At 70.7% G+C, this 20,368-nt stretch carries 17 protein-coding genes; 10 read left to right on the top strand and 7 right to left on the bottom strand.

The features are described from left to right. Nucleotides 1-20 precede the first annotated feature (20 nt). The gene (locus OG975_RS14395; RefSeq protein WP_406329525.1) at nucleotides 21-980 is read right to left on the bottom strand and encodes an N-acetylmuramoyl-L-alanine amidase; all 960 of its coding nucleotides are present in this window, start codon (nucleotides 978-980) and stop codon (nucleotides 21-23) included. A gap of 22 nt (nucleotides 981-1,002) precedes the next feature. Beyond that, the gene (locus tag OG975_RS14390; RefSeq protein WP_406329524.1) at nucleotides 1,003-1,653 is read right to left on the bottom strand and encodes a class I SAM-dependent methyltransferase; all 651 of its coding nucleotides are present in this window, start codon (nucleotides 1,651-1,653) and stop codon (nucleotides 1,003-1,005) included. A gap of 167 nt (nucleotides 1,654-1,820) precedes the next feature. Between OG975_RS14390 and OG975_RS14385 the strand changes: the two genes are divergently transcribed. Then, nucleotides 1,821-2,837 (top strand): erythromycin esterase family protein, encoded by a 1,017-nt coding sequence (locus tag OG975_RS14385; RefSeq protein ID WP_406329523.1) that lies wholly within the window; start codon nucleotides 1,821-1,823, stop codon nucleotides 2,835-2,837. An 82-nt stretch (nucleotides 2,838-2,919) separates the two neighbouring features. Here OG975_RS14385 and OG975_RS14380 read toward each other — a convergent pair whose 3' ends face one another. Beyond that, a complete protein-coding gene (locus OG975_RS14380) occupies nucleotides 2,920-4,659 on the bottom strand; it encodes an MFS transporter (RefSeq protein ID WP_406329522.1) in 1,740 nt (579 codons plus the stop codon). A gap of 251 nt (nucleotides 4,660-4,910) precedes the next feature. On the opposite strand from OG975_RS14380, the gene OG975_RS14375 reads away from it, so the two are divergent. The 5 genes from OG975_RS14375 (at nucleotide 4,911) to OG975_RS14355 (ending at nucleotide 11,262) form a co-directional block, all read left to right on the top strand. Continuing rightward, a complete protein-coding gene (locus tag OG975_RS14375) occupies nucleotides 4,911-7,082 on the top strand; it encodes an acyl-CoA dehydrogenase (RefSeq protein WP_406329521.1) in 2,172 nt (723 codons plus the stop codon). A gap of 11 nt (nucleotides 7,083-7,093) precedes the next feature. Next, the gene (locus OG975_RS14370) at nucleotides 7,094-8,290 is read left to right on the top strand and encodes a lipid-transfer protein (RefSeq protein WP_406329519.1); all 1,197 of its coding nucleotides are present in this window, start codon (nucleotides 7,094-7,096) and stop codon (nucleotides 8,288-8,290) included. 102 nt (nucleotides 8,291-8,392) lie between these two features. Further along, nucleotides 8,393-9,835, top strand: a complete 1,443-nt coding sequence (locus OG975_RS14365; RefSeq protein WP_406329518.1) for a DHA2 family efflux MFS transporter permease subunit — start codon at nucleotides 8,393-8,395, stop codon at nucleotides 9,833-9,835. 51 nt (nucleotides 9,836-9,886) lie between these two features. Continuing rightward, nucleotides 9,887-10,426, top strand: a complete 540-nt coding sequence (locus tag OG975_RS14360) for a SigE family RNA polymerase sigma factor (RefSeq protein ID WP_406329517.1) — start codon at nucleotides 9,887-9,889, stop codon at nucleotides 10,424-10,426. After that, on the top strand, nucleotides 10,426-11,262 hold the full coding sequence (locus tag OG975_RS14355) for a hypothetical protein (RefSeq protein WP_406329515.1): 837 nt from the start codon (nucleotides 10,426-10,428) through the stop codon (nucleotides 11,260-11,262). Before OG975_RS14360 ends, OG975_RS14355 begins: the two co-directional genes overlap by 1 nt. A gap of 178 nt (nucleotides 11,263-11,440) precedes the next feature. Here the strand turns inward: OG975_RS14355 and OG975_RS14350 are convergent, their stop codons facing one another. Then, nucleotides 11,441-12,073, bottom strand: coding sequence for a response regulator (locus OG975_RS14350; protein ID WP_369265403.1), 633 nt, complete (start codon nucleotides 12,071-12,073; stop codon nucleotides 11,441-11,443). 384 nt (nucleotides 12,074-12,457) lie between these two features. Here OG975_RS14350 and OG975_RS14345 point away from each other — a divergent pair, with 384 nt between their 5' ends. Then, complete coding sequence (locus OG975_RS14345) at nucleotides 12,458-14,044, top strand: alpha-L-arabinofuranosidase B (RefSeq protein ID WP_406329514.1); 1,587 nt, start codon at nucleotides 12,458-12,460, stop codon at nucleotides 14,042-14,044. On the opposite strand, the gene OG975_RS14340 is transcribed toward OG975_RS14345, so the two are convergent. The 3 genes from OG975_RS14340 to OG975_RS14330 are packed head-to-tail and all read right to left on the bottom strand — an operon-like array spanning nucleotide 14,041 to nucleotide 17,000. After that, nucleotides 14,041-15,354: a sensor histidine kinase gene (locus tag OG975_RS14340; protein ID WP_406329512.1), complete on the bottom strand. Its 1,314-nt coding sequence runs from the start codon at nucleotides 15,352-15,354 to the stop codon at nucleotides 14,041-14,043. The genes OG975_RS14345 and OG975_RS14340 overlap by 4 nt on opposite strands. A gap of 15 nt (nucleotides 15,355-15,369) precedes the next feature. Then, complete coding sequence (locus tag OG975_RS14335) at nucleotides 15,370-16,089, bottom strand: ABC transporter permease (RefSeq protein WP_406329510.1); 720 nt, start codon at nucleotides 16,087-16,089, stop codon at nucleotides 15,370-15,372. Beyond that, entirely contained in the window at nucleotides 16,089-17,000 is a 912-nt protein-coding gene (locus tag OG975_RS14330) for an ATP-binding cassette domain-containing protein (protein WP_406329509.1), read from the bottom strand. The genes OG975_RS14335 and OG975_RS14330 overlap by 1 nt, the downstream gene beginning before the upstream one ends. Before the next feature lie 304 nt (nucleotides 17,001-17,304). On the opposite strand from OG975_RS14330, the gene OG975_RS14325 reads away from it, so the two are divergent. From OG975_RS14325 to OG975_RS14315, 3 genes are read left to right on the top strand one after another with little or no spacing between them, the layout of a single operon-like run. Beyond that, nucleotides 17,305-18,180: a MaoC/PaaZ C-terminal domain-containing protein gene (locus tag OG975_RS14325; protein ID WP_406329508.1), complete on the top strand. Its 876-nt coding sequence runs from the start codon at nucleotides 17,305-17,307 to the stop codon at nucleotides 18,178-18,180. A gap of 33 nt (nucleotides 18,181-18,213) precedes the next feature. Beyond that, nucleotides 18,214-19,290 (top strand): Zn-dependent alcohol dehydrogenase, encoded by a 1,077-nt coding sequence (locus tag OG975_RS14320; RefSeq protein ID WP_406329507.1) that lies wholly within the window; start codon nucleotides 18,214-18,216, stop codon nucleotides 19,288-19,290. A gap of 58 nt (nucleotides 19,291-19,348) precedes the next feature. Further along, on the top strand, nucleotides 19,349-20,305 hold the full coding sequence (locus tag OG975_RS14315) for a 3-oxoacyl-ACP reductase (RefSeq protein WP_406329506.1): 957 nt from the start codon (nucleotides 19,349-19,351) through the stop codon (nucleotides 20,303-20,305). Nucleotides 20,306-20,368 lie beyond the last annotated feature (63 nt).

Here is a 20,368-nt window from a genome sequence, read left to right as displayed (position 1 = left end):
CCGGTTCGATCCGCTGATCGCTACCCGCGCAGGAAACTCACGATTCCCTCAGAGATCCCACGCGCCGCCTTCTGCCGCCACGCGCCGCTGGTCAGCAGCGCCGCGTCCTTGCTATCGCGCATGTTGCCGCACTCGATGAACACCTTCGGAACCGTTGACAGATTGAGACCGCCGAGATCCTTTCGGACCACGAGTCCGGTGCCGTCACCGACGTAGTTGGAGGGCGCGCTGCCCGTCTCGCGGACGAACAGGCCCGCGATGCGCTCGCCCAGATCGCGGGAGGAGGTGACGATCGGCCGGGTGTCCGCGGCGCCTTCGTGCACCGACCCCGGCAGGATCACATGGAATCCGCGGTTGCCGGCCGCCGAGCCGTCCGCGTGGATGGAGACGACGGCGTCGGCGTGCGCCTCGTTGCCGATCCGCGCACGCTCGTCGACGCACGGGCCCCACGCGCGGTCGCCGTCCTGGGTGAACTTCACTGTGGCGCCCTGCTGTTCGAGGATCGTCCGCAGCCGGTGTGCGACGTCGAGCGTGAACTGGGCTTCCGTGTAACCCGCGTTGGTCGAGGTGCCTGTGGTGTCGCACTCCTTCCGGTTCGTGCCGATGTCGACCTGGCGGCTGATCTCGGACGTGTGCTGGAAGTTGCCGGGGTTGTGCCCGGGGTCGATGACGACGACCTTGCCCTTGAGGGGGCCGGAGGCGGCGGGACGTGAGGTGGAGGGCGTCGGGCTCGGAGTGGCCGACGTACGCGGCTTGCTGTTGTCCGAGGCGGACGCGGACGGTGAGACGGGCGCGGAGGACGACGACTGCGGACCCGCCTTGCCGGACCCGCCCCCGTCGCCCGAGTCGTTGCCCACCGCCTGCCACACCAGCCACCCGGCCAGCGCCCCTGGTACGAGGGCGGCGACCGCGACGGTGAGCGGCCCGCGCCGGGAGCGGCGCGGCTGGGGCGGATCGAAGTCAGGGCCTACGTACGACACGTCAGCGACTCTAACCGCGCCCTCAGATCCCTGCTCCCGTTCGCCGCAGGACGCGCAATGAGTCGGCCACCGAGACCTCGGTGAACGCGCCGGACTCCAGGGCCCTGAGGTAGACGCGGTACGGGGCCTGGCCGGTGAACTCGTCGGCGGGGTCCGGGAACACGTCGTGGATCACGAGGAGGCCGCCCTCGGCGACGTGCGGCGCCCAGCCCTCGTAGTCGCCGTTCGCGTGCTCGTCCGTGTGGCCGCCGTCGATGAAGACGAAGCCGAGGGGTGTCTGCCAGAAGGCGGCGATCTGCGGGGAGCGGCCGACCACGGCGACCACGTGGTCCTCCAGGCCCGCCTTGTGGAGGGTGCGGCGGAAGGTGGGGAGCGTGTCCATCCGGCCGATCTCGGGGTCGACCGTCTCCGGGTCGTGGTACTCCCACCCCGGCTGCTGCTCCTCGCTGCCCCGGTGGTGGTCGACCGTGATCGCGGTCACGCCCGCCTCGCGTGCCGCGTCCGCGAGCAGGATCGTGGAGCGCCCGCAGTACGTGCCGACCTCCAGAAGCGGCAGCCCGAGCCGCCCGGCCTCGACGGCCGCCTCGTACAGCGCGAGCCCCTCTTGGAGCGGCATGAACCCCTTCGCGGCCTCGAAGGCGGCGAGGATGTCGGGCTTGGGTGCCGCGGGCATGGGGTTCCTCCTGCGTGTACGGGTCTTTGTGCGTGTACGGGTTTTCGCGCGGGTCTTCGGTGTTCGGGTCTTCGTGCGGGCCTGCAGGACACATGGTGGCACGGCGCTACATCCGCCTGTCCTGGCGGCTTGACCTCAACCAAGGTTGATGTCCGAGGCTTCTGTCCATGGCCGATGACACAGTTCATGCCGAGACGGTTCATGACGACACGGTTCGCGAGGACACGGTTCGCGACGCCGCAGCTCATGTCGAGACGGTTCAGTGGATCAGCGACCGCGCCCACCCCCTCGCCGTACTGGACCCCGAAACGCCGTACGGCGACCTCCTCCCGTTGGCCGACCTCGTCGGAGACGCCCGGATCGTGGCTCTCGGCGCGTCGAGCCGCCAGGCCCACGAGCTGGCCACGGCCGCGTCCGGTGTCATCCGGCAGCTCGTCGAGGAGCTGGGCTTCCGCTCCGTCGTGCTGGAGGCGGCCGACACGTCGGGCCTCGGACTCGACGAGTACCTCCGCACCGGAGCGGGTGACCCGCGCGCCCTGCTGTCCAAGGCGCGGCCGTTCCTGCGGACCGAGGAGATCCTCGACACCGTGCGGTGGATGCGCGAGTTCAACCGCAGCCATCCGGACGACCAGGTCCGCTTCGCGGGTACCGCCCCGCGGCCGCTGCGGAAGCCCTCCGGGCTCGACGCGCTCGCCGGCATCGAGCTGAGCATGGCCGAGGACCTGATCGAGTGGCACGAACGGACCGGGGACAAGATCGTCTACTGGGGTGGCATGGTGCACACCGCCAAGGGCGACCCGCGGACCATCTCCCCCTCGGCCACGCCGACGGCTCACCGGAACGCGGGCGGCCATCTGCGCGAGCGCTTCGGAGCGGGGTTCGTGTCCATCGGGCTGATGTTCCAGTACGGCAGGGTCCCGTACCCGGTCCCGGCCCCGCCGCCGGAGTTCGCCGAAACGGTCCTGGGTGACGTCGGGCTGCCCGCGTACCTCCTGGACCTGCGCGGCGACGCCCCGGAGGGGGTGCGGAACTGGCTGGGCGCGCCGGCGAGGACGCGGCTGATCGGACCGCACTTCCATGCCGAGACCAGCGCCGACAACTTCATGGCCGGTGGATCGCTCGGAGAGTGGTTCGACGCGATCCTCCATGTGCGGGAGGTCACTTCGGCCCGCTTCCTGCCGTGAGACGGAGACGCGAACACCCCCGCCGCATGAGCGACGGGGGTGTTCAAGGGGGGCGTTCAAGAAGGAGCGACCGGCCAGCCGGTTACGCCGGAACGGTCTCGCCCGGCAGCGCCAGGTGCACCTCGACCGGACGGTCGTCGCCGGAGTGCGTCGCCGACGAGGCCAGCGGGCCGTGACCGGCGGCCTTGGCGGCCAGGACGTACGCACCCTCGGTGGGCACGGCGAGCGCGTAGCTGCCGTCCTCGGCGGAGAGCGTGGCGCCGGCCTGGCGGCCGCGGTGGTCGATCAGGGTGACCTTGGCGCGGGCGACGGGGTCGCCGTCGGCGTTCAGGACCATGCCGCGGAAACCGCCGAGCACCTCGGCCGCCCGCTCCAGGGCGGCCTCCTCCTCGCTGCTGGCGCGCAGCTGGGGCTTGGTCGCCGGGCGGTTGCGGGGCAGGAAGAGGGCCATCAGCAGGCCGACCGCCACCGCGCCGGTCGCGATCAGGAACGAGACGCGGAAGCCGTGCATGGTCGGGATCGCGACGCCGCCCACGTGGTTCGCCGTGTTGGCGAGGACCATGCCGATGACGGCGCTCGACACGGACGTACCGATGGAGCGCATCAGGGTGTTGAGGCCGTTCGCCGCACCCGTCTCCGACGCCGGGACCGCGCCGATGATCAGCGCGGGCAGCGAGGAGTACGCGAGGCCGATGCCGGCGCCCAGGACCACCGCGATGACGAGGCTCTGCCAGGCGGCGCTCATCAGGCCGAGTCCGGCGCCGTAGCCGATCGCGATGATCAGCATGCCGAGGATCAGGGTGACCTTGGGGCCGTACTTCGCGGACAGCTTGGCGTAGACGGGCGCCGTGAACATCATCGTCAGGCCGAGCGGAGCCACGAGCAGGCCCGCGGTGACCATCGACTGGCCGAGGCCGTACCCGGTGGCCTTCGGCAACTGGAGCAGCTGCGGCAGGACGAGGGAGACGACGTAGAAGGAGACGCCGACCATGATCGAGGCGAGGTTGGTGAACAGCACCGCGGGACGGGCCGTGGTGCGCAGGTCCACCAGCGGAGCCTTCACACGCAGCTCCATAACGCCCCACAGGACGAGTACGACGACCGACGCGGCGAACAGGCCGAGCGTGGTGCCCGAGGTCCAGCCCCAGTCGCTGCCCTTGGTGATCGGCAGCAGGAAGAGGACGAGGCCTACGGCGAGACCTATCGCGCCCAGCACGTCGAAGGTGCCCTCGGCGCGCATCGGGGACTCCGGCACGAAGAGGAGGGTGAGGGCGATCGAGAGGACGCCGAGGCCGGCGGCGCCGTAGAAGAGGGCGTGCCAGTTCGCGTGCTGTGCGACCAGGGCCGCGGCGGGCAGCGCGAGTCCGCCGCCGACGCCGATCGAGGAGCTCATCAGGGCCATCGCCGAGCCGAGCTTCTCGCGGGGCAGCATGTCGCGCATCAGGCCGATGCCGAGCGGGATGGCGCCCATGGCGAAGCCCTGGAGCGTGCGGCCCACGATCATCGGCATCAGGGTGCTGGTCAACGCGCTGATCAGCGCGCCGACGACCATCACGGCCAGGCTGGTGAGCAGCATGCGCCGCTTGCCGAAGAGGTCGCCGAGGCGCCCCATGATCGGCGTGGCCACGGCGCCCGAGAGCAGAGTCGAGGTCAATACCCAGGTGGCGTTGCTGGGAGCGGTGCTCAGCAGCGTCGGCAGGTCCTTGATGACCGGGACGAGCAGGGTCTGCATCACCGCGACAACGATGCCCGCGAAGGCGAGCACCGGCACGATCGCGCCGCTCTGCCTCCGGGCGGGCTGGTCGGTCGTCGTGTGCGTCATTACGTGTGGCCTCCAGGCCGGAAGAGGATAAGCACTCAGGGTGTGAGTGGTGGGTGATCCGTGCGGATGCGGGGACGGTCGGTCGGGTGATCCGTGCGGGATACGTGCAAGCTGAACCAGGTGTGCCCGGGCAACTATTCCGATGCTTCGGCGTACTAACGAATTCTTGACCCTCTGATGGGTATCTGACCTACCGTCAGAATGAAACGTGTTCTAGTCTGACGCGCACCTTGGGCCTTGGGGAGGCGCGCATGGGCATCGGGACCACACCGGAGCAGCGGGAACTGGCCGAGGCCGTACGCGGCTGGACCACCCGCGCCGTGCCACCCGAGGAGGTCCGCAAACTGCTCGACGCACCGGGCGGCGGCAGACCCGCCCACTGGGACGCACTTGCCGCGCAGGGCCTGCTCGCCGTGCACCTTCCGGAGGCGTACGGCGGTGGCGGCGGCGACCTCGTCGACCTCACCGTCGTCGTGGAGGAGGCCGCGCGGGCCGCGCTGCCGGGGCCGTATCTGGCGAGCGTGCTGGCGTCGGTGGTCCTGGCCGGGGCGGACGATCTCGTACGGGCCCTGGGGTGCGGGGAGCGCATCGGTGCCGTGGCGTTCGGTCCGGGCTCCCTGGCCGCCGTCGCGACGGACGGCGGATACGTGCTCGACGGGACGGCGCCGCCCGTGCTGTCGGGCGCCGACGCGGACGTGCTCGTGCTCGCCGCCTCGTCCGGCGGCGACACCGTATGGCTGGCCGTCGACGCCGCCGATCTCGTCGTACGCCCCCACGAGAGCGCCGATCCGACGCGGGCGACCGCCGAGGTCCGGGCGGAAGGCGTGCGGGTCCCCGCCGACCGCGTCCTCGCCGTCGACCCGGCCCTGGTCCGCGACCTCGCCGCCGTCCTCCTCGCCGCGGACGCCTGCGGCACCGCCGCGTGGGCGCTGCACACCGCCGCCGAATACGCCAAGGTCCGCGAACAGTTCGGCCGGCCCATCGGCCACTTCCAGGGCGTGAAGCACCTGTGCGCCGACATGCTCGTACGGCTCGAACAGGCGCGGGCGCTGACGTGGGACGCGGCGCGGGCGGCTCAAGAGGCTTCCGGCGCCTCCGGTGCAAAGGAGTTGGAGGCCGTACGTGAGTTGGTGGCGTCCCTCGCCGCCGGTACCGCTCTCGACGCCGCGTACTCCTGCGCCAAGGACTGCGTCCAGATCCTCGGCGGCATCGGGTTCACCTGGGAGCACGACGCCCATCTGTATCTGCGCCGGGCGGTCGTGGCACGGCAGCTGTTCGGGGCGGGGGACACGCACCTGCGGCGGGCCGCCCGGCTCGCGCAGGGCGGCGTACGGCGGGAGCTGCGCCTGGAGCTGCCGGAGGAGGCGTCCGCGTACCGGGCGGAGGCCCGCGAGGTCATCGAGGGCGCGCGCGGGCTCGATCCGGCGGCCGCACGGCGGCTGCTGGCGCCCACGGGGTACGCCGCCCCGCATCTGCCCCCGCCCTACGGACTCGGCGCCGGGCCCGTCCAACAGCTCGCCGTACAGCAGGAGTTGGCGGCGGCGGACGTACGGATCAGCGAGCTGGGGATCGCCACCTGGGTCGTCCCGTCCCTCGTCGCCTACGGCACCGACCGGCAGCGGGAGCGCCATCTGCTGCCCACCCTGCGCGGGGACCTCCTGTGGTGCCAGCTCTTCTCGGAGCCGGGCGCCGGGTCCGACCTCGCCTCCCTGCGCACCCGGGCCGAGCGGACCGACGACGGGCGCTGGCGGGTCAACGGGCAGAAGGTGTGGACGAGCGCGGCACAGTGGGCCGACTACGGGATCCTCCTCGCGCGCACGAATCCGGCGGCGCCCAAGCACAAGGGGCTCACCTATTTCGTCGTCGACATGAAGAACACGGACGGCATCGACATCCGTCCCCTGAAGGAGATCACCGGCGACTCCCTCTTCAACGAGGTCTACTTCGACGACGTGCTGCTGCCCGCCGACGCGGTCGTCGGCGAGATCGACGACGGCTGGCGCGTCGCCCGCAACACGCTCGGCAACGAACGCGTGCACATGGCCGACCAGTTGACCTTCGACACCGGTCTGGAGGCGCTGATCGCGCGGGCCGACGAGATCGAGGGAGCGCGTCTGGGGGCGCTCCTCGCCGAGGCGCACGCGCTGGCCTGCATCGGGCTGCGCACGACCCTGCGGCAGGTGTCCGGCGCCGAACCGGGCGCGGGCGCCTCCGTGCGGAAGCTGGTGCAGACCGCGCACCAGCAGAAGGTCGCCGAGCTCGGCCTCGAACTGCTGGGCCCCGCAGGCGCGTTGAGGGAGGGCGCGGGCGAGCGTGCCGTGCATGGCTTCCTGCTCTCCCGCTGCCTGACCATCGCGGGCGGCACCACCCAGGTCCAGCTCAATGTCGTCGCCGAGCGCATCCTCGGCCTGCCGCGAGACTAGGAGTGAGTGCCATGAAGGCGTACGTCGTCGGGGTCGGGATGACCAGGTTCGAGAAGCCCGAGACCCGGGAGTGGCAGTACTGGGACATGGTGAAGGAAGCGGGGACCAACGCCCTTGCCGACAGCGGGATTTCGTACGACCTCGTCGAGCAGGTCCCCGTCGGCTACTGCTTCCAGGCCTCCACCGCGGGCCAGCGCGCCGCCTACGAACTGGGCCTGACCGGCGTGCCCGTCTACAACGTCAACAACAACTGCGCGACCGGGGCGAGCGCGTTGATGCTGGCCCGGCAGTTCGTCGAGGGCGGGATCTCGGACTGCGTACTGGCGCTGGGGTTCGAGAAGATGAAGCGGGGCGCGCTCGGGGGAGGCGCCGACGGGGGAGACTTCGCGACCTCACCCGTCGCCAGGCACTACGGGATCATGGCCGCCCGGCACGGCTTCGAGATGTCCCCGCCCACCGCGCAGATCTTCGGTGACGCGGCGCGTGAGCACATGGAGAAGTACGGGACCACGGAGGCCCAGCTGGCCGCCGTCGGTGCCAAGAACCACCGGCACTCGGCGAACAACCCGTACGCCCAGTTCCAGGACGTGTACTCCGTCGACGAGATCCTCGCCGCCCGGACGGTCCACCGGCCGCTGACCAAGCTCCAGTGCTCGCCGACCTCGGACGGGGCGGCGGCCGCTGTCGTGGTGTCCGAACGGTTCGTGGAGCGGCATGAGTTGGGGGAGCGGGCGGTCGAGATCGTCGCGCAGGCGATGACCACCGACACCGAGGAGTCCTTCGCGTCCGGCTCGTGCATCGACGTCGTCGGACAGCCGATGTCGCGGGAGGCCGCGCGCCAGGTGTACGAGCGGTCCGGACTCGGCATCGAGGACGTGGACGTCGTAGAACTGCACGACTGCTTCTCCGTCAACGAGCTGCTGACGTACGAGGCGCTCGGCATGTGCGGGGAGGGGGAGTCCGGCAAGCTCGTCGAGTCGGGCGCCACGACGTACGGCGGACGGTGGGTGGTGAACCCGTCGGGCGGGCTGATCTCCAAGGGGCATCCGCTCGGGGCGACCGGCATCGCCCAAGTGGCCGAGCTGGTGTGGCAGTTGAGGGGAGAGGCGGGGTCGCGTCAGGTGGCGGACGCGCGGGTCGGGCTCGCGCACAACATCGGGCTGGGCGGGGCGGCGGTGGTGACGCTGCTGGCCCGGGCGGGGACCTGACGGCGACGCCGCCGCTGTCCGTGACTCTCGGGGCCTAGGTCTCCTGTCCTACGGGCGCGTGCGGCGAAATCCCGATGCAAGGGGCGTAAGGCGGTTGAGAGCATGACACGCATGCTCCGAGCCGCTGAAGACACCCGAAGATCCATATCCGGACGTAACGCTCCGCCCCTCTGGGCGGTGGTCGCGCTCGCGTGCGCCGGACAGTTCCTCGTCGTGCTGGACGTGTCCGTCGTCAATGTGGCGCTGCCGTCCATGCGGACCGACCTGGGGCTGAGCGCGGCGGGGCTGCAATGGGTGGTGAACGCGTACTCGATCGCCTTCGCCGGGTTCATGCTGCTCGGCGGGCGGGCCGGTGACCTGTACGGGCGCAAGCGGATGTTCCTGGTGGGGCTCGCGCTGTTCACGCTGGCCTCGCTCGGCGGCGGGATCGCCCAGGAGGGCTGGCAGCTGCTGGTCGCGCGGGCCGTGCAGGGGCTGGGGGCCGCCGTGCTCGCGCCCTCGACGCTGACGATCCTCACCTCGGCAGTCCCGGAGGGCGCCGCACGCGCGCGGGCCATCGCGACGTGGACCGCCGTCGGCGCCGGGGGCGGCGCGGCGGGCGGACTGGTCGGCGGGCTGCTGGTCGACGGCCTGTCGTGGCGGTGGGTGCTGCTCATCAACGTGCCGGTCGGCGCGGTGGTGCTGACGGGTGCCGCGCTGTGGCTCGTGGAGAGCAGGGCCGGGGACGGGCGCCGGCTCGACCTGCCGGGCGCGCTGCTGGTGACGGCGGGGCTCGCGACACTGGCGTACGGGATCGTGCAGACGGAGGCCGAGGGGTGGGCGGCGGCGGAGACGCTGGTGCCGCTGTGTGCCGGGCTCGCGCTCATCGCCTTGTTCCTCGTCGTCGAGTCGCGGACGAAGGCCCCCCTGATGCCCTTGAAGCTGCTGCGGCTGCGGTCGGTGTCGTCGGCGAACGCGGCCAATTTCGTGTGCGGCTCCGCGATGTTCTGCATGTGGCTCTTCATGTCGCTGTACGCGCAGAACGTGCTCGGCTACTCGCCGTTGGAAGCCGGGCTCGCCGTGGTGCCGAGTTCGCTGGCGGTGGTCCTCGGCTCGAAGGCGGCGCCCCGCTTCATGCCGGTGATCGGGGTACGTAACGTGGCGGTGCTCGGCACGCTGGTGGCCGCGGTCGGCTTCGGCTGGCAGTCCACGATGACCGCGGACGGCTCGTACGTCACCGCGATCATGCTCCCGGGGATCCTGATGATGGCGGGCGCGGGCCTGTCCGCGACAACGCTGGCCGCGCTCGCCACCTCGGGCGCGACTCCGGAGGACGCCGGGCTGGTGTCGGGCCTGGTCAACACCTCGCGGGTGATGGGCGGTTCGCTCGGGCTCGCCATCATGTCCACGATCGCGGCGGCCCGTACGGCGGGCAGCTCGTCGGCGGAGGCGCTGACCGCGGGGTACGCGCTGGCCTTCCGCACGGGAGGCTTCGTCCTGCTCGGCGGGACGGTGTTGATGCTGGTGTGGCTGCCGCGAAAGATTTCTGGGATTTCCCGCGGCTGAGGCAACGAAATCAGACCCTCGCGGACTCCTTTAGACATCTAGGAGGTGCCCATGGGGGATCGGAAGCAGGCTCGGGACGAGGAGTTCCAGAGCTTTGTCATCGGCCGCTGGCCGCGGTTGATGCGTACGGCATTTCTCCTCGCGGGGGAGCAGCACGCCGCGGAGGACCTGGTCCAGTCGACGCTGGAGCAGGTGTACGTGGCCTGGCGCAGGGTCGGTGCCGCCGACGACCCGGAGGCGTATGTACGGCGGGTGATGATCAACGGGCATGCCCGCAAGCACCGCAGAAAACTCAAGGAGTTCCTCGCACCGAAGGACGACTCGGGCCTCAGCCACGAGCTGCCCGACACCGGTGACCGGATCGCCCAGGCCGACGACCGCAGCGCGCTGCTGAAGGCGCTCGCCCAACTGCCCGCGCGGCAGCGCGAAGCGGTGGTCCTTCGCTACTGGGAGGACCTGAGCGAGAGCCAGGTGGCGGAGGCGATGGGCTGCTCGGTGGGCGCGGTGAAGAGCAACGCGGCCAAGGGAATCGCGAAGCTCCGCGCCATACCTGGCCTGGCCGAGATGGTGACGCACGGAGGGCGGAAGTGATGAGCGCGGACCGGGAGACGAACCACGACATGGCGACACACAGGGACATCGCCCTCCTGCTGGCCGAGGCCGCGGACGAGGTCGAGATCGGCATAGCCCCCTACCAGGCGGTGGTCCGCGGCGGCCGGCGCCGCAAGGCCCGCCGCTGGGCGGTCGCGGCCGCCGCGGCCCTGGTGATCGCCGGCTCGACGGGAACGCTGGCGCTGGCGGGAGTTTCGGGAGGCGACGGCAAGCAGGTCGCCCCGGCCGCCACCCGCCCGCCGACGGCCGAGCAGCGGCATGTGTACGCGCCGCAGCGGACCACGCTGGCGAGCGCACGGGAGAACGGCAAGGACTGGAGCGTCACCCTCGATGTGTGGGGGGCGCCGAAGAACGAGGCGGAGGCGGAGCGCCAGCACGCCGCGATGGATGAGTACCGGGTGCATCCGGTGGGAGTGACCAAGGCCAAGGACCTGATCGGCATCGACCGGTACTTCGTGCACCTGATCGTGGGCGATGTCGAGACGACGGCGGTGATGGAGGGCCAGTTCGACCGGAGCGATGCCAACCCGGGCGAGTACCTCGTCTCCGGCGCGATGCCGCTGCACACGGGCAAGCAGGGCACGGGCGGCTCACGCAACCGGCTCGTGATCGGCGATGCCTCCCCGACCACCCGACAGGTCACCTGCACCTGGAACGACGGCTCGACGACCATCGTCCCCATGGCCCCCAAGGGCGCCGGCTTCAGCTGGGACTTCAAGCCCATGATCCGCCAGGCCAAGGGCTCCCCGACCAACTGGTTCGTGTGCCTCGCCCCGGAGGGCAAGGTGTTCAAGTCGGCGGCGGCTTCGGGGTGACGGGGGTTGAAAAGATTGCGCAGTTCCCCGCGCCCCTTAAGGGGCGCGGGGAACTGCGCGAGCAACCCCCACCCACCCGCAGCCAAAACACAACCCACGGGGTCTGGGGCGGAGCCCCAGGAACGGGATGGGACGGGTAGGGGCGGCGGGGGAAAAAACCAGGCCCGAGCCCCGGCAGCTACAACCACCCCTGCTGACGTGCCTCCCGCATCGCCTCCATACGGTTGCGGGTCCCCGTCTTGCCGATCGCCGAAGAGAGGTAGTTGCGCACAGTCGACTCGGAGAGATGAAGCTTCGTCGCGATGTCGGCGACGGTGGCACCGTCCACGGAAGCCTTGAGCACATCGCACTCGCGAGCAGTGAGCGGATTGGGCCCAGCGCTCAGCGCAGCCGCGGCGAGCGCCGGATCGATGACCGTCTCCCCGGTCAGCACCCGCCGGATCGCCTCGGCCAGCTCCTCCACGGGCCCGTCCTTGACCAGGAACCCCGCGGCGCCCGCCTCCATGGCCCGCCGCAGATACCCGGGCCGCCCGAACGTGGTGAGGATCAGCACCCGGCAGTCGGGCGCCTCGTTCCGCAGTTCGGCCGCCGCGTCCAGCCCGCTCATACCGGGCAACTCGATGTCCAGGAGGGCCACATCGGGCCGATGCGTCAGCGCCGCGTCCACGATCGCGTCCCCCGCGGACACCTGCGCGACCACCTCGATGTCCGCCTCCATCCCGAGCAGCAGAGCGAGCGCGCCCCGCATCATGCCCTGGTCCTCGGCGAGCAGGACACGAATGGACTTGGCGGGCCGGTGATCCCGGGGCATCTCGTTCACGGGCCAAGCGTAAGGCGCGGGGGCAGCCGCGACCGCTTGGAGTGCTTGCTGTGGCGGGCAATTAAAGAGTCGTCATTATTCGGCTCCGCGAGTCTTGACGGCCTCTGACTCCCGGAAAACAATCGGGTCGGCATTCAGCGGACACCTTTGCCATTCCTGTGCCGGCCCAAGTTCCGTAAATGTTCGACATTTCGACCGAGATTTGGTTCGGCATTTCGACCGAACGGCGTTCGGTATTTCGGCAAAGCGCCCGCACCGCCTACCTGCACCGCGTACCCGCACCGCCTGCTCGCACTGTCTACCCGCACTGCGTACCCGCACCGCCCGCTCGCACTGTCTACCCGCACTGCCTACCAGGAACGGAAGAGGTGCACCGTGTTCTTGAAGTTATGGCGCTCGCGATCACAACGCCTCAGAAGAACTGCCCTGTCCGTGCTGTCGGGGTTCGCGACCCTCGTGCTCGCCGTCGGCCTCTCGATCGGCCTCGGCGCGCCCCAGGCCGCGGCCGCCGGCTCGCTCCCCTGCGACCTCTACGCCACCGCGGGCACGCCCTGTGTCGCCGCGCACAGCCTCGTCAGGGCGCTCTACTCGTCGTACAACGGCTCGCTGTACCAAGTGCAGCGCGCCTCCGACAGCGCCACCCTCAACATAGGTCTCCTGGCCGCCGGAGGTTACGCGAACGCCGCGGCGCAGGACTCCTTCTGTACCGGTACCACCTGCATCATCACCAAGATCTACGACCAGTCGTCGCGCCACAACGACCTCACCGTCGAGGGCGCCGGCGGCGCCGGTGCCGCCGATGTCGGCGCGCCCGCGGACGCCCTGCCGGTCACGGCCGGCGGGCACCAGGTCTACGGGCTGGAGATCTCGGCCGGCATGGGCTACCGGGACAACTCGACATCGGGCGTCGCGGTCAACGGGCAGGCCGAGGGGATGTACATGGTGACCTCCGGCACCCATGTGAACGGCAGCTGCTGCTTCGACTACGGCAACGCCGAGACCAACAACCAGGACACCGGCAACGGCCACATGGACGCGATCAACTTCGGTACCGAGTGCTGGTTCTCGCCCTGCTACGGCGGGGGCCCCTGGGTGCAGGCCGACCTGGAGAACGGGCTGTTCCAGTCGGACTCCGGTTACAGCAAGAACTCGTCGAACACCGGCACCGGTGCGATGCCGTTCGTGACCGCGCTGCTGAAGAACAACGGCCAGGACCATTTCGCGCTGAAATACGGCAATGCCCAATCGGGCAGTCTGACGACCACCTATTCCGGGGGTGAACCCACCACCAGTGGTTACTCGCCCATGCACCAGGAGGGCGCGATCGTCCTGGGCACCGGCGGCGACAACAGCAACGGCTCCATCGGCTCCTTTTTCGAGGGCGTCATGACCTCGGGCATCCCGACGGACGCCGCCGACAACTCAGTGCAGGCCAACATCGTCTCCGTCGGCTACGGCGGTTCCACCGGCAGCACCGGCTCGCTGACGCCCGGTTCGGAGATCTCGCTGCGCGCGACGACCTCGTGCTGCACGACCGACTACATCCGCCACCAGAACAACGCGGCGGTCGTCTCGGCGATCACGTCCAGCAGCTCGACGCTCGACAAGAGCGACGCCACCTGGATCGTGCGCCGGGGCCTCGCCGCCGGGGCCGGCAGCTCCTGCGTCTCCTTCGAGTCGCGGAACTACCCGGGCGACTTCCTGCGGCACTACAACTACCAGCTCTACCGACAACCCATGGTCGGCACGGCGCAGTTCAGATCCGACGCCACCTTCTGTCCACAGACGGGCCAGAGCGGCACAGGCTACTCGTTCGCGTCGTACAACTATCCGACGAGGTTCATCCGCCACTACAACTACAACGTCTACATAGCGAGCAACGGCGGTTCGAACACCTGGGACAGCGCCACCTCGTGGACGGACGACGTGAGCTGGGTGGTCAGCGCGCCCTGGGCGCCTTAGGAGACCGACAATTCCGCCGGTTCCGTGGGGAGTTGACCCTCCACCGGGAGTTCGGCGGTGACCGTGAAGCCGCCGCGCGGCGACGGGCCGGCCCGCAGGGACCCGCCCGCCGCCGTGAGGCGTTCGGTCAGGCCCTTCAGACCCGTCCCGCCGATGCCCAGCGCGGACGACGCGAACGACGCGGAGGGTGCGCCGTCCCCGCCCCCGTTCCCGTCCCTGTCTCCGTCTCCGTTCCCCGCTCCGTCGTCCGCGATCGTCAGGCGGACGCGGTCAGGGGTGCCGTCCAGCGTGATCTCGCAGCGGGTCGCGCCACTGTGCCGTACGACATTGGTGACCGCCTCGCGGACCACCCAGCCCAGCAGCGCCTCGGTCTGCGGGACGAGGGGCGGCCCCGACTGCCGTACGACCGGCTCGACGCCCACCGCCGACAACGCCGAGCGGGCGCCGTCCAGTTCCGTGGCGAGGCTGCCCTCACGGTAGCCGGTGACCGCCTCGCGGATCTCCGTCAGGGCCTGGCGGCCGACCGACTCGATGTCCGTGACCTGGACGAGGGCCGCGTCCAGGTCGCGGTGGGCCAGTCGGCGGGCCGCCTCCGACTTCACCACGATGACGGAGAGCGTGTGGCCCAGCAGGTCGTGCAGATCGCGGGAGAAGCGCAGCCGTTCCTTCTCTACGGCGCGGCGCGCCAACTCCTCGCGGGCGGCGCGCAGTTCGCGTACGGCCTCGGAGAGGGAGAGGATCGCGGCCGTCACCATCGTCGACAGGAAGGTGCCGTAGGCGACGTTCACCGCGTCCCAGCCCGCCCGGTAGAAGGAGACCACCGCCGCGAGCGCGGTCACGCCGAGGCCGATCTGACCGAGCCGCGGGCCCCGCAGGACGGCCCCGGTGGCCAGCCCGAGCAGCGGGAAGAAGTACAGCCAGCTGCCGCCGTACCCGACGGCCAGCCCGCAGGTGACCAGGCCCATCAGGACGAGCGCCACCCGCGTGGAGCGGGCCTCGCGCGTCACCTTCACGAAGGCCCGGAACGTCACATAGATGTAGAGGGAGTTGAAGGTGAGCAGACCCAGGCCGCCGATCCAGGGGTTCGGGGTCTCGCCCTGGAGGAGGTTGGAGAAGGCGCCCATCCCCATCAGCAGCCACGGCAGCAGCGCGAAGCCGGTGGGCGGAGGGCCCGGATTCTCGGGCATCTTCCCGCCGCTTTCACGGGCGGCCCGCTGCTCGGCCTTGAAGCGCTCCATGTCGGCCCTCCAGCGGGCCCGCGCCGTCTGCCACTGCCGTACCTGGCAGGTGACCTCTCGTATCCAGGACATGTCCCGGCTCCCCCTTCAGACGGTCCGTGCGGACCGACGGTACGAGACCACGGCGTAGAAACCGAACGCCAGCAGCCAGGCCGTCAGCACCACCACCGCGCCGAGCGCCGGAGCGTGGCCGTCCGCGACCGACACACCCAGCTGCGCGAAGCGGTTCGTGGGCGTGTACGCCGACAGGGAGCGCAGCCAGCCGGGGAACAGGGCGAGCGGGAACCACAGGCCGCCGACCACCGAGAGCCCCAGGTTGCACACCATGTTCGCGACCCCTGTCGTCTGTGGGGTCAGCCGGTAGCCGTTGCCGAGGCCCAGCAGCGTGAAGGGGAGGGAGCCGAGCCACAGCAGCACCGCGATCGCCGCCCACTGCCAGACGTCCAGGCGTACGCCGTTGACCAGACCGCCCGCCGCCAGCACCGCGACGATCGCAGGCAGCACGGTCACCGAGCCGGTCAGCGCCCGCCCCAGCACCACCTCGCGCGGCGTCATCGGCGTCACCCGCAGCTGCCGCAGCCAGCCGATCCCCTTGTCCTCGGCGACCCCGCCCCCGGTGTTGAGCGCCGAGCCGACCGCTCCGTACGCCGCCATCCCGACCATCGAGGCGGTCCTCCAGTCGCCGTCGTCGCCGCCACCGAGGTTGGTGAACAGGAGGTACATCATCACCGGCATCGCGATGCCGCCGATCACAAAGCCGGTGTCCCGCAGCGTCCGGCGTACTTCGAGCCGTAGATAGTCCAGCATCACACCGCCTCCAGAACAGACGAGGTCAGCGCCATGAACGCGTCGTCCAGGGAGGCGGGTACGACCTCCAGGCCGCGTATCGCTCCCCGCTCGGCCAGCGCGATCACCGTCGCGTCCGAGTCGTCCGTACGCAGCTGGGCCCGCTCCCCGCGCACCTCCACCGACACCACGCCGGGCAGCAGCGCGAGGCCCTCCGTGCCACGGCCCGCCAGGTCGAAGGAGACCAGGTTGCCGCCCACCGACCGCTTGAGATGCTCGCCGGTGCCGTCGGCGACGATCCGGCCGCGGTCGATGACGACGATCCGGTCGGCGTGCGCGTCGGCCTCCTCCAGGTAGTGCGTGGAGAAGAGCACGGTGTGGCCGCGGCGCGCGTATGCCCGCATCGACTTCCAGAAGGAGTGCCGCGCCTCCACGTCCAGCGATGCGGTCGGCTCGTCGAGCACGATCAGCGCGGGGTTCCCGGCCAGCGCGAGGGCGAACCGCACCCGCTGCGCCTGCCCGCCGGAGAGCCGGTCGACGCGCCGCCCCGCCAGCTCCGTGATGCCCGCGCGCTCCAGGGCGTCGGCCACCGGCAGCGGCGCGGGGTAGCGCCCGGCCACGAAGGAGACCAGTTCCCGCACGGTGACGCGGGGCACCGGCCGCGTCTCCTGGAGCATCGCGCCGACCCGCCCGGCGCGCACCGACTCCTCCGGAGGTCCGCCGAAGAGCGCGACCGAGCCCTCGTCGGGCTCGTTCAGGCCGAGGAGGAGGGAGATCGCCGTCGACTTGCCCGCTCCGTTGCGGCCGAGCAGCGCCACCGTCTCGCCGGCCGCCACCTCCAGGCCGATGCCGTCCACGGCGCGCACCGCGCCGAAGGTCTTGACCGCCCCCGTGAAGGACACGGCGGGCGGTGTCCCAGTCGTCTTCGTCATGGGTACGACGCTACGAAGCGGGGGTGGGTGTCCGGCAGACGCACTTGTACGGAGTCGGGCGGGACAAATGTCACGGCCTGCCGACGCTGGGCGCGGATCGGGGCGGATCCGCTGGGCGTCGGGGGTTCGGATCTGACATGGCGTCAGTAGTCTTCACAAGTGCTGAGCGCTGGGCTATACAAGGGTTCGCCGGACTGGAACGCGTTCTAGAACGGGCGGGTTCCCCGGCCCAGTGTCGACCTCGGTGCGACCGACGGTGCGGACGGCCGCACCGAGGTCTCAGGCCCTAGCACTCAGGAGCCCCATGCCCATTGACGCCGCCAAGGCCGTCGCCGCCGAGCCCCGGACCGGGGAGATCGCCTGGAGTCACAAGGACGTCCAGCTCTACCACCTGGGCCTCGGCGCGGGTGCGAATCCCGACAAGCAGAGCCCCGCGACCGACCCCGACGAGCTGCGCTACACCCTCGAATCCAGGCTGCACGTCCTGCCGAGCTTCGCCACCGTCGCGGGCGCGGGTTCACCGGGCGTGATCAGCGGCCTGTCCATGCCCGGCGTCGACGTCGACCTCGCGCACGTCCTGCACGGCGGCCAGACCATCGAGCTGCACCGCCCGATCCCCGTCGAGGGCAAGGCGACCGCCACCGGACGCATCGCCGCCGTGTACGACAAGGGCAAGGCCGCGATCCTCGTGATGCGCACCGAAGTCGCCGACGCCGACGGCCCGTTGTGGACGAACGACGCCCAGATCTTCGTACGGGGAGAAGGCGGCTGGGGTGGCGACCGGGGCCCCTCCACCCGCCTCGAAGCACCAACAGGCCTGCCGGACAGGACCGTTGAACGCCCGATCCGCGAGGACCAGGCCCTGCTCTACCGGCTCTCCGGCGACTGGAACCCGCTGCACGCCGACCCCGAGTTCGCCAAGCTCGCCGGGTTCGACCGGCCGATCCTGCACGGGCTGTGCACCTACGGCATGACGCTCAAGGCCGTCGTCGACACGGTGCTCGGCGGCGATGTGACCCGCGTCCGCTCCTACACCACGCGCTTCGCCGGTGTCGTCTTCCCCGGCGAGACCCTGCGCATCCGGATGTGGCGGCGGGACGGCCGGGTCCAGGTGGCGGTGAGCGCGGTCGAACGGGACGACGCGCCGGTCCTCGCCGACACCATCGTTGAGCACGCCTGACGTTCGTACGCACCTTCTGAGGGGAGCCGCACCATGCGCGCAGCCGTACAGCACGAGATAGGCCAGGACAAGCTCGAAGTCCACGACGACGTCGAGGCGGTGGGCTTCGGGCCCGGCAGGGTGCGGGTCCGGGTGCGGGCCACCGGGCTGTGCCACTCGGACCTGTCCGCGATGAGCGGCGTACTGCCGCAGCCCGCGCCGTTCGTGCCCGGCCACGAGGGCGCCGGCGAGATCCTCGAAGTCGGCGACGGAATCAGCCACTTGAAGCCCGGCGACCGGGTCGTCGTCTGCTGGCTGCCGGCCTGCGGTATCTGTCCCGCCTGCAAGCGCGGCCAGACCGAACTGTGCCTGGCCGGCTTCATGAACGCGGGCACACCCAACTTCAAGCGCCCCGGCGGAGACGTCTTCGGCTTCGCGGGCACCGGCACCTTCGCCGAGGAAGTCGTGGTCGACGCCGGCTGCGCGGTCCCCATCCCCGACGATGTGCCCTTCGACATCGCGGCCCTCATCGGCTGCGGGGTGACGACCGGACTGGGCGCCGCCCTCAACACCGCCGACGTGGAAGCCGGTTCGTCGGTCGCCGTCATCGGCTGCGGAGGCGTCGGCATCTCCGCGATCCAGGGCGCCCGGCTCAAGGGCGCCGCCGAGATCGTCGCCGTCGACCCGGTCGCCTCACGCCGCGAGGCCGCGCTCAGGTTCGGCGCCACGAAGGCGGTCTCACCGGACCAACTCGCCGACACCAAGCAGTCGGTGACCGGCGGCGAGGGCTTCGACTACGTCTTCGAGGTCGTCGGCAAGTCCGCCACCGCCCGGACGGCGTACGACAACACCCGGCGCGGCGGCACGCTCGTCGTCGTCGGCGCGGGCGCCATGGACGACTTCCTCCAGCTCAACATGTTCGAGCTGTTCTTCGACGAGAAGCGGATCCTGCCCTCGATGTACGGCGGCGGAGACGTCCTGCGGTCGTACGAGCGGACCGTTGCCCTGTGGCGCGCGGGCCGCATCGACCTGGAGGGCCTGATCACCCACCGGGTGCCGCTCGCCGAGATCAACGAGGCCCTCGACCAGATGCGTACGGGCACCGCCCTGCGAACCTGCATCGAGATCTGACCCCCCGCCGCCCCCATCACCCCCCACCCCCACCGCCTCACAACCGCTAAGGACCTTGATGTCACTGCCACTTGAAGGGCTGACCGCGATCGTCACCGGCGCGGGGCGCGGGCTCGGACGGGCCGAGGCGCTGGAACTCGGCCGGCTGGGCGCGGCCGTCGTCGTCAATGACTTCGGGCAGCCCGGGCGGGACGGTTCCGGCGCGGCGTCGGCCACGCCCGCCGAGGAGGTCGCCGCCGAGATCCGCGCGGCGGGCGGCCGGGCCGTCGCCCACACCGGGGACGTCGCCGACCACGAACAAGCCCGCGCACTGGTCGAGTTGGCGGTCGCCGAGTTCGGGAAGCTCGACATCCTGGTCAACAACGCGGGCATCCTGCGTGACCGGATGGTCTTCTCGATGTCCGAGGACGAGTGGGACTCGGTCGTCCGGGTGCATCTGAAAGGCCACTTCAACACGACCCACTTCGCGTCCGTGCACTGGCGGGCCCGCTCCAAGGCGGTCGACGGGCCCGTGTACGGGCGGATCGTGAACACCTCGTCGGAGGCGTTCCTCGCGGGATCGGCCGGCCAGCCCAACTACGCGGCGGCCAAAGGCGGAATCGTTGGGCTGACGACCTCGACCGCGCTGGCCCTCGCGAAGTACGGCGTGACGGCGAACGTCATCTGCCCGCGCGCCCGGACCCGTATGACCGAGGACGTCTTCGCCGGCTTCGGGCAGCCGGAGGAAGGCCTCGACCCGCTCGCGCCCGAGCATGTCGCCCCACTCGTCGGCTACTTGGCCTCGCCCGCCGCCGCGCACGTCAACGGGCAGCTCCTCGTCGTGCACGGCGGCATGGTCGCGATCGTCGAACGCCCCCGAGTCCAGGCGAAGTTCGACACCAAGCAGGACGTCTTCACGTACGACGAACTGGACGCACTGCTCACCCCGCACTACGCGGACCGGCCGAAGGGGGAGACGTTCGCGGCGGTGGAGGTGCTCGGGCTCAAGCGGGACCAGGCTGACTCTCCCCGCTGAGCACCCTGACAGAACGGCCCCGCTCGCCATGGCGCGAGCGGGGCCGTATCGGTTCTGCGTGCC

It is taken from the genome of Streptomyces sp. NBC_00203, from assembly GCF_045206325.1.
Classification (GTDB): domain Bacteria; phylum Actinomycetota; class Actinomycetes; order Streptomycetales; family Streptomycetaceae; genus Streptomyces; species Streptomyces lutosisoli.
Note: the sequence above shows the minus strand (reverse complement) of the source record. Positions and strands in the feature narration are given on the sequence as shown.

Bases quoted from the DNA above. Each gene is read 5' to 3' on its own strand.
- OG975_RS14315 (WP_406329506.1), top strand. From the start codon at position 19,349: ATGTCACTGCCACTTGAAGGGCTGACCGCGATCGTCACCGGCGCGGGG.
- OG975_RS14375 (WP_406329521.1), top strand. From the start codon at position 4,911: ATGGGCATCGGGACCACACCGGAGCAGCGGGAACTGGCCGAGGCCGTA.
- OG975_RS14390 (WP_406329524.1), bottom strand. From the start codon at position 1,653: ATGCCCGCGGCACCCAAGCCCGACATCCTCGCCGCCTTCGAGGCCGCG.
- OG975_RS14360 (WP_406329517.1), top strand. From the start codon at position 9,887: ATGGGGGATCGGAAGCAGGCTCGGGACGAGGAGTTCCAGAGCTTTGTC.
- OG975_RS14370 (WP_406329519.1), top strand. From the start codon at position 7,094: ATGAAGGCGTACGTCGTCGGGGTCGGGATGACCAGGTTCGAGAAGCCC.
- OG975_RS14365 (WP_406329518.1), top strand. From the start codon at position 8,393: ATGACACGCATGCTCCGAGCCGCTGAAGACACCCGAAGATCCATATCC.
- OG975_RS14320 (WP_406329507.1), top strand. From the start codon at position 18,214: ATGCGCGCAGCCGTACAGCACGAGATAGGCCAGGACAAGCTCGAAGTC.
- OG975_RS14330 (WP_406329509.1), bottom strand. From the start codon at position 17,000: ATGACGAAGACGACTGGGACACCGCCCGCCGTGTCCTTCACGGGGGCG.
- OG975_RS14335 (WP_406329510.1), bottom strand. From the start codon at position 16,089: ATGCTGGACTATCTACGGCTCGAAGTACGCCGGACGCTGCGGGACACC.
- OG975_RS14340 (WP_406329512.1), bottom strand. From the start codon at position 15,354: ATGTCCTGGATACGAGAGGTCACCTGCCAGGTACGGCAGTGGCAGACG.
- OG975_RS14350 (WP_369265403.1), bottom strand. From the start codon at position 12,073: ATGCCCCGGGATCACCGGCCCGCCAAGTCCATTCGTGTCCTGCTCGCC.
- OG975_RS14355 (WP_406329515.1), top strand. From the start codon at position 10,426: ATGAGCGCGGACCGGGAGACGAACCACGACATGGCGACACACAGGGAC.
- OG975_RS14380 (WP_406329522.1), bottom strand. From the start codon at position 4,659: ATGACGCACACGACGACCGACCAGCCCGCCCGGAGGCAGAGCGGCGCG.
- OG975_RS14385 (WP_406329523.1), top strand. From the start codon at position 1,821: ATGGCCGATGACACAGTTCATGCCGAGACGGTTCATGACGACACGGTT.
- OG975_RS14325 (WP_406329508.1), top strand. From the start codon at position 17,305: ATGCCCATTGACGCCGCCAAGGCCGTCGCCGCCGAGCCCCGGACCGGG.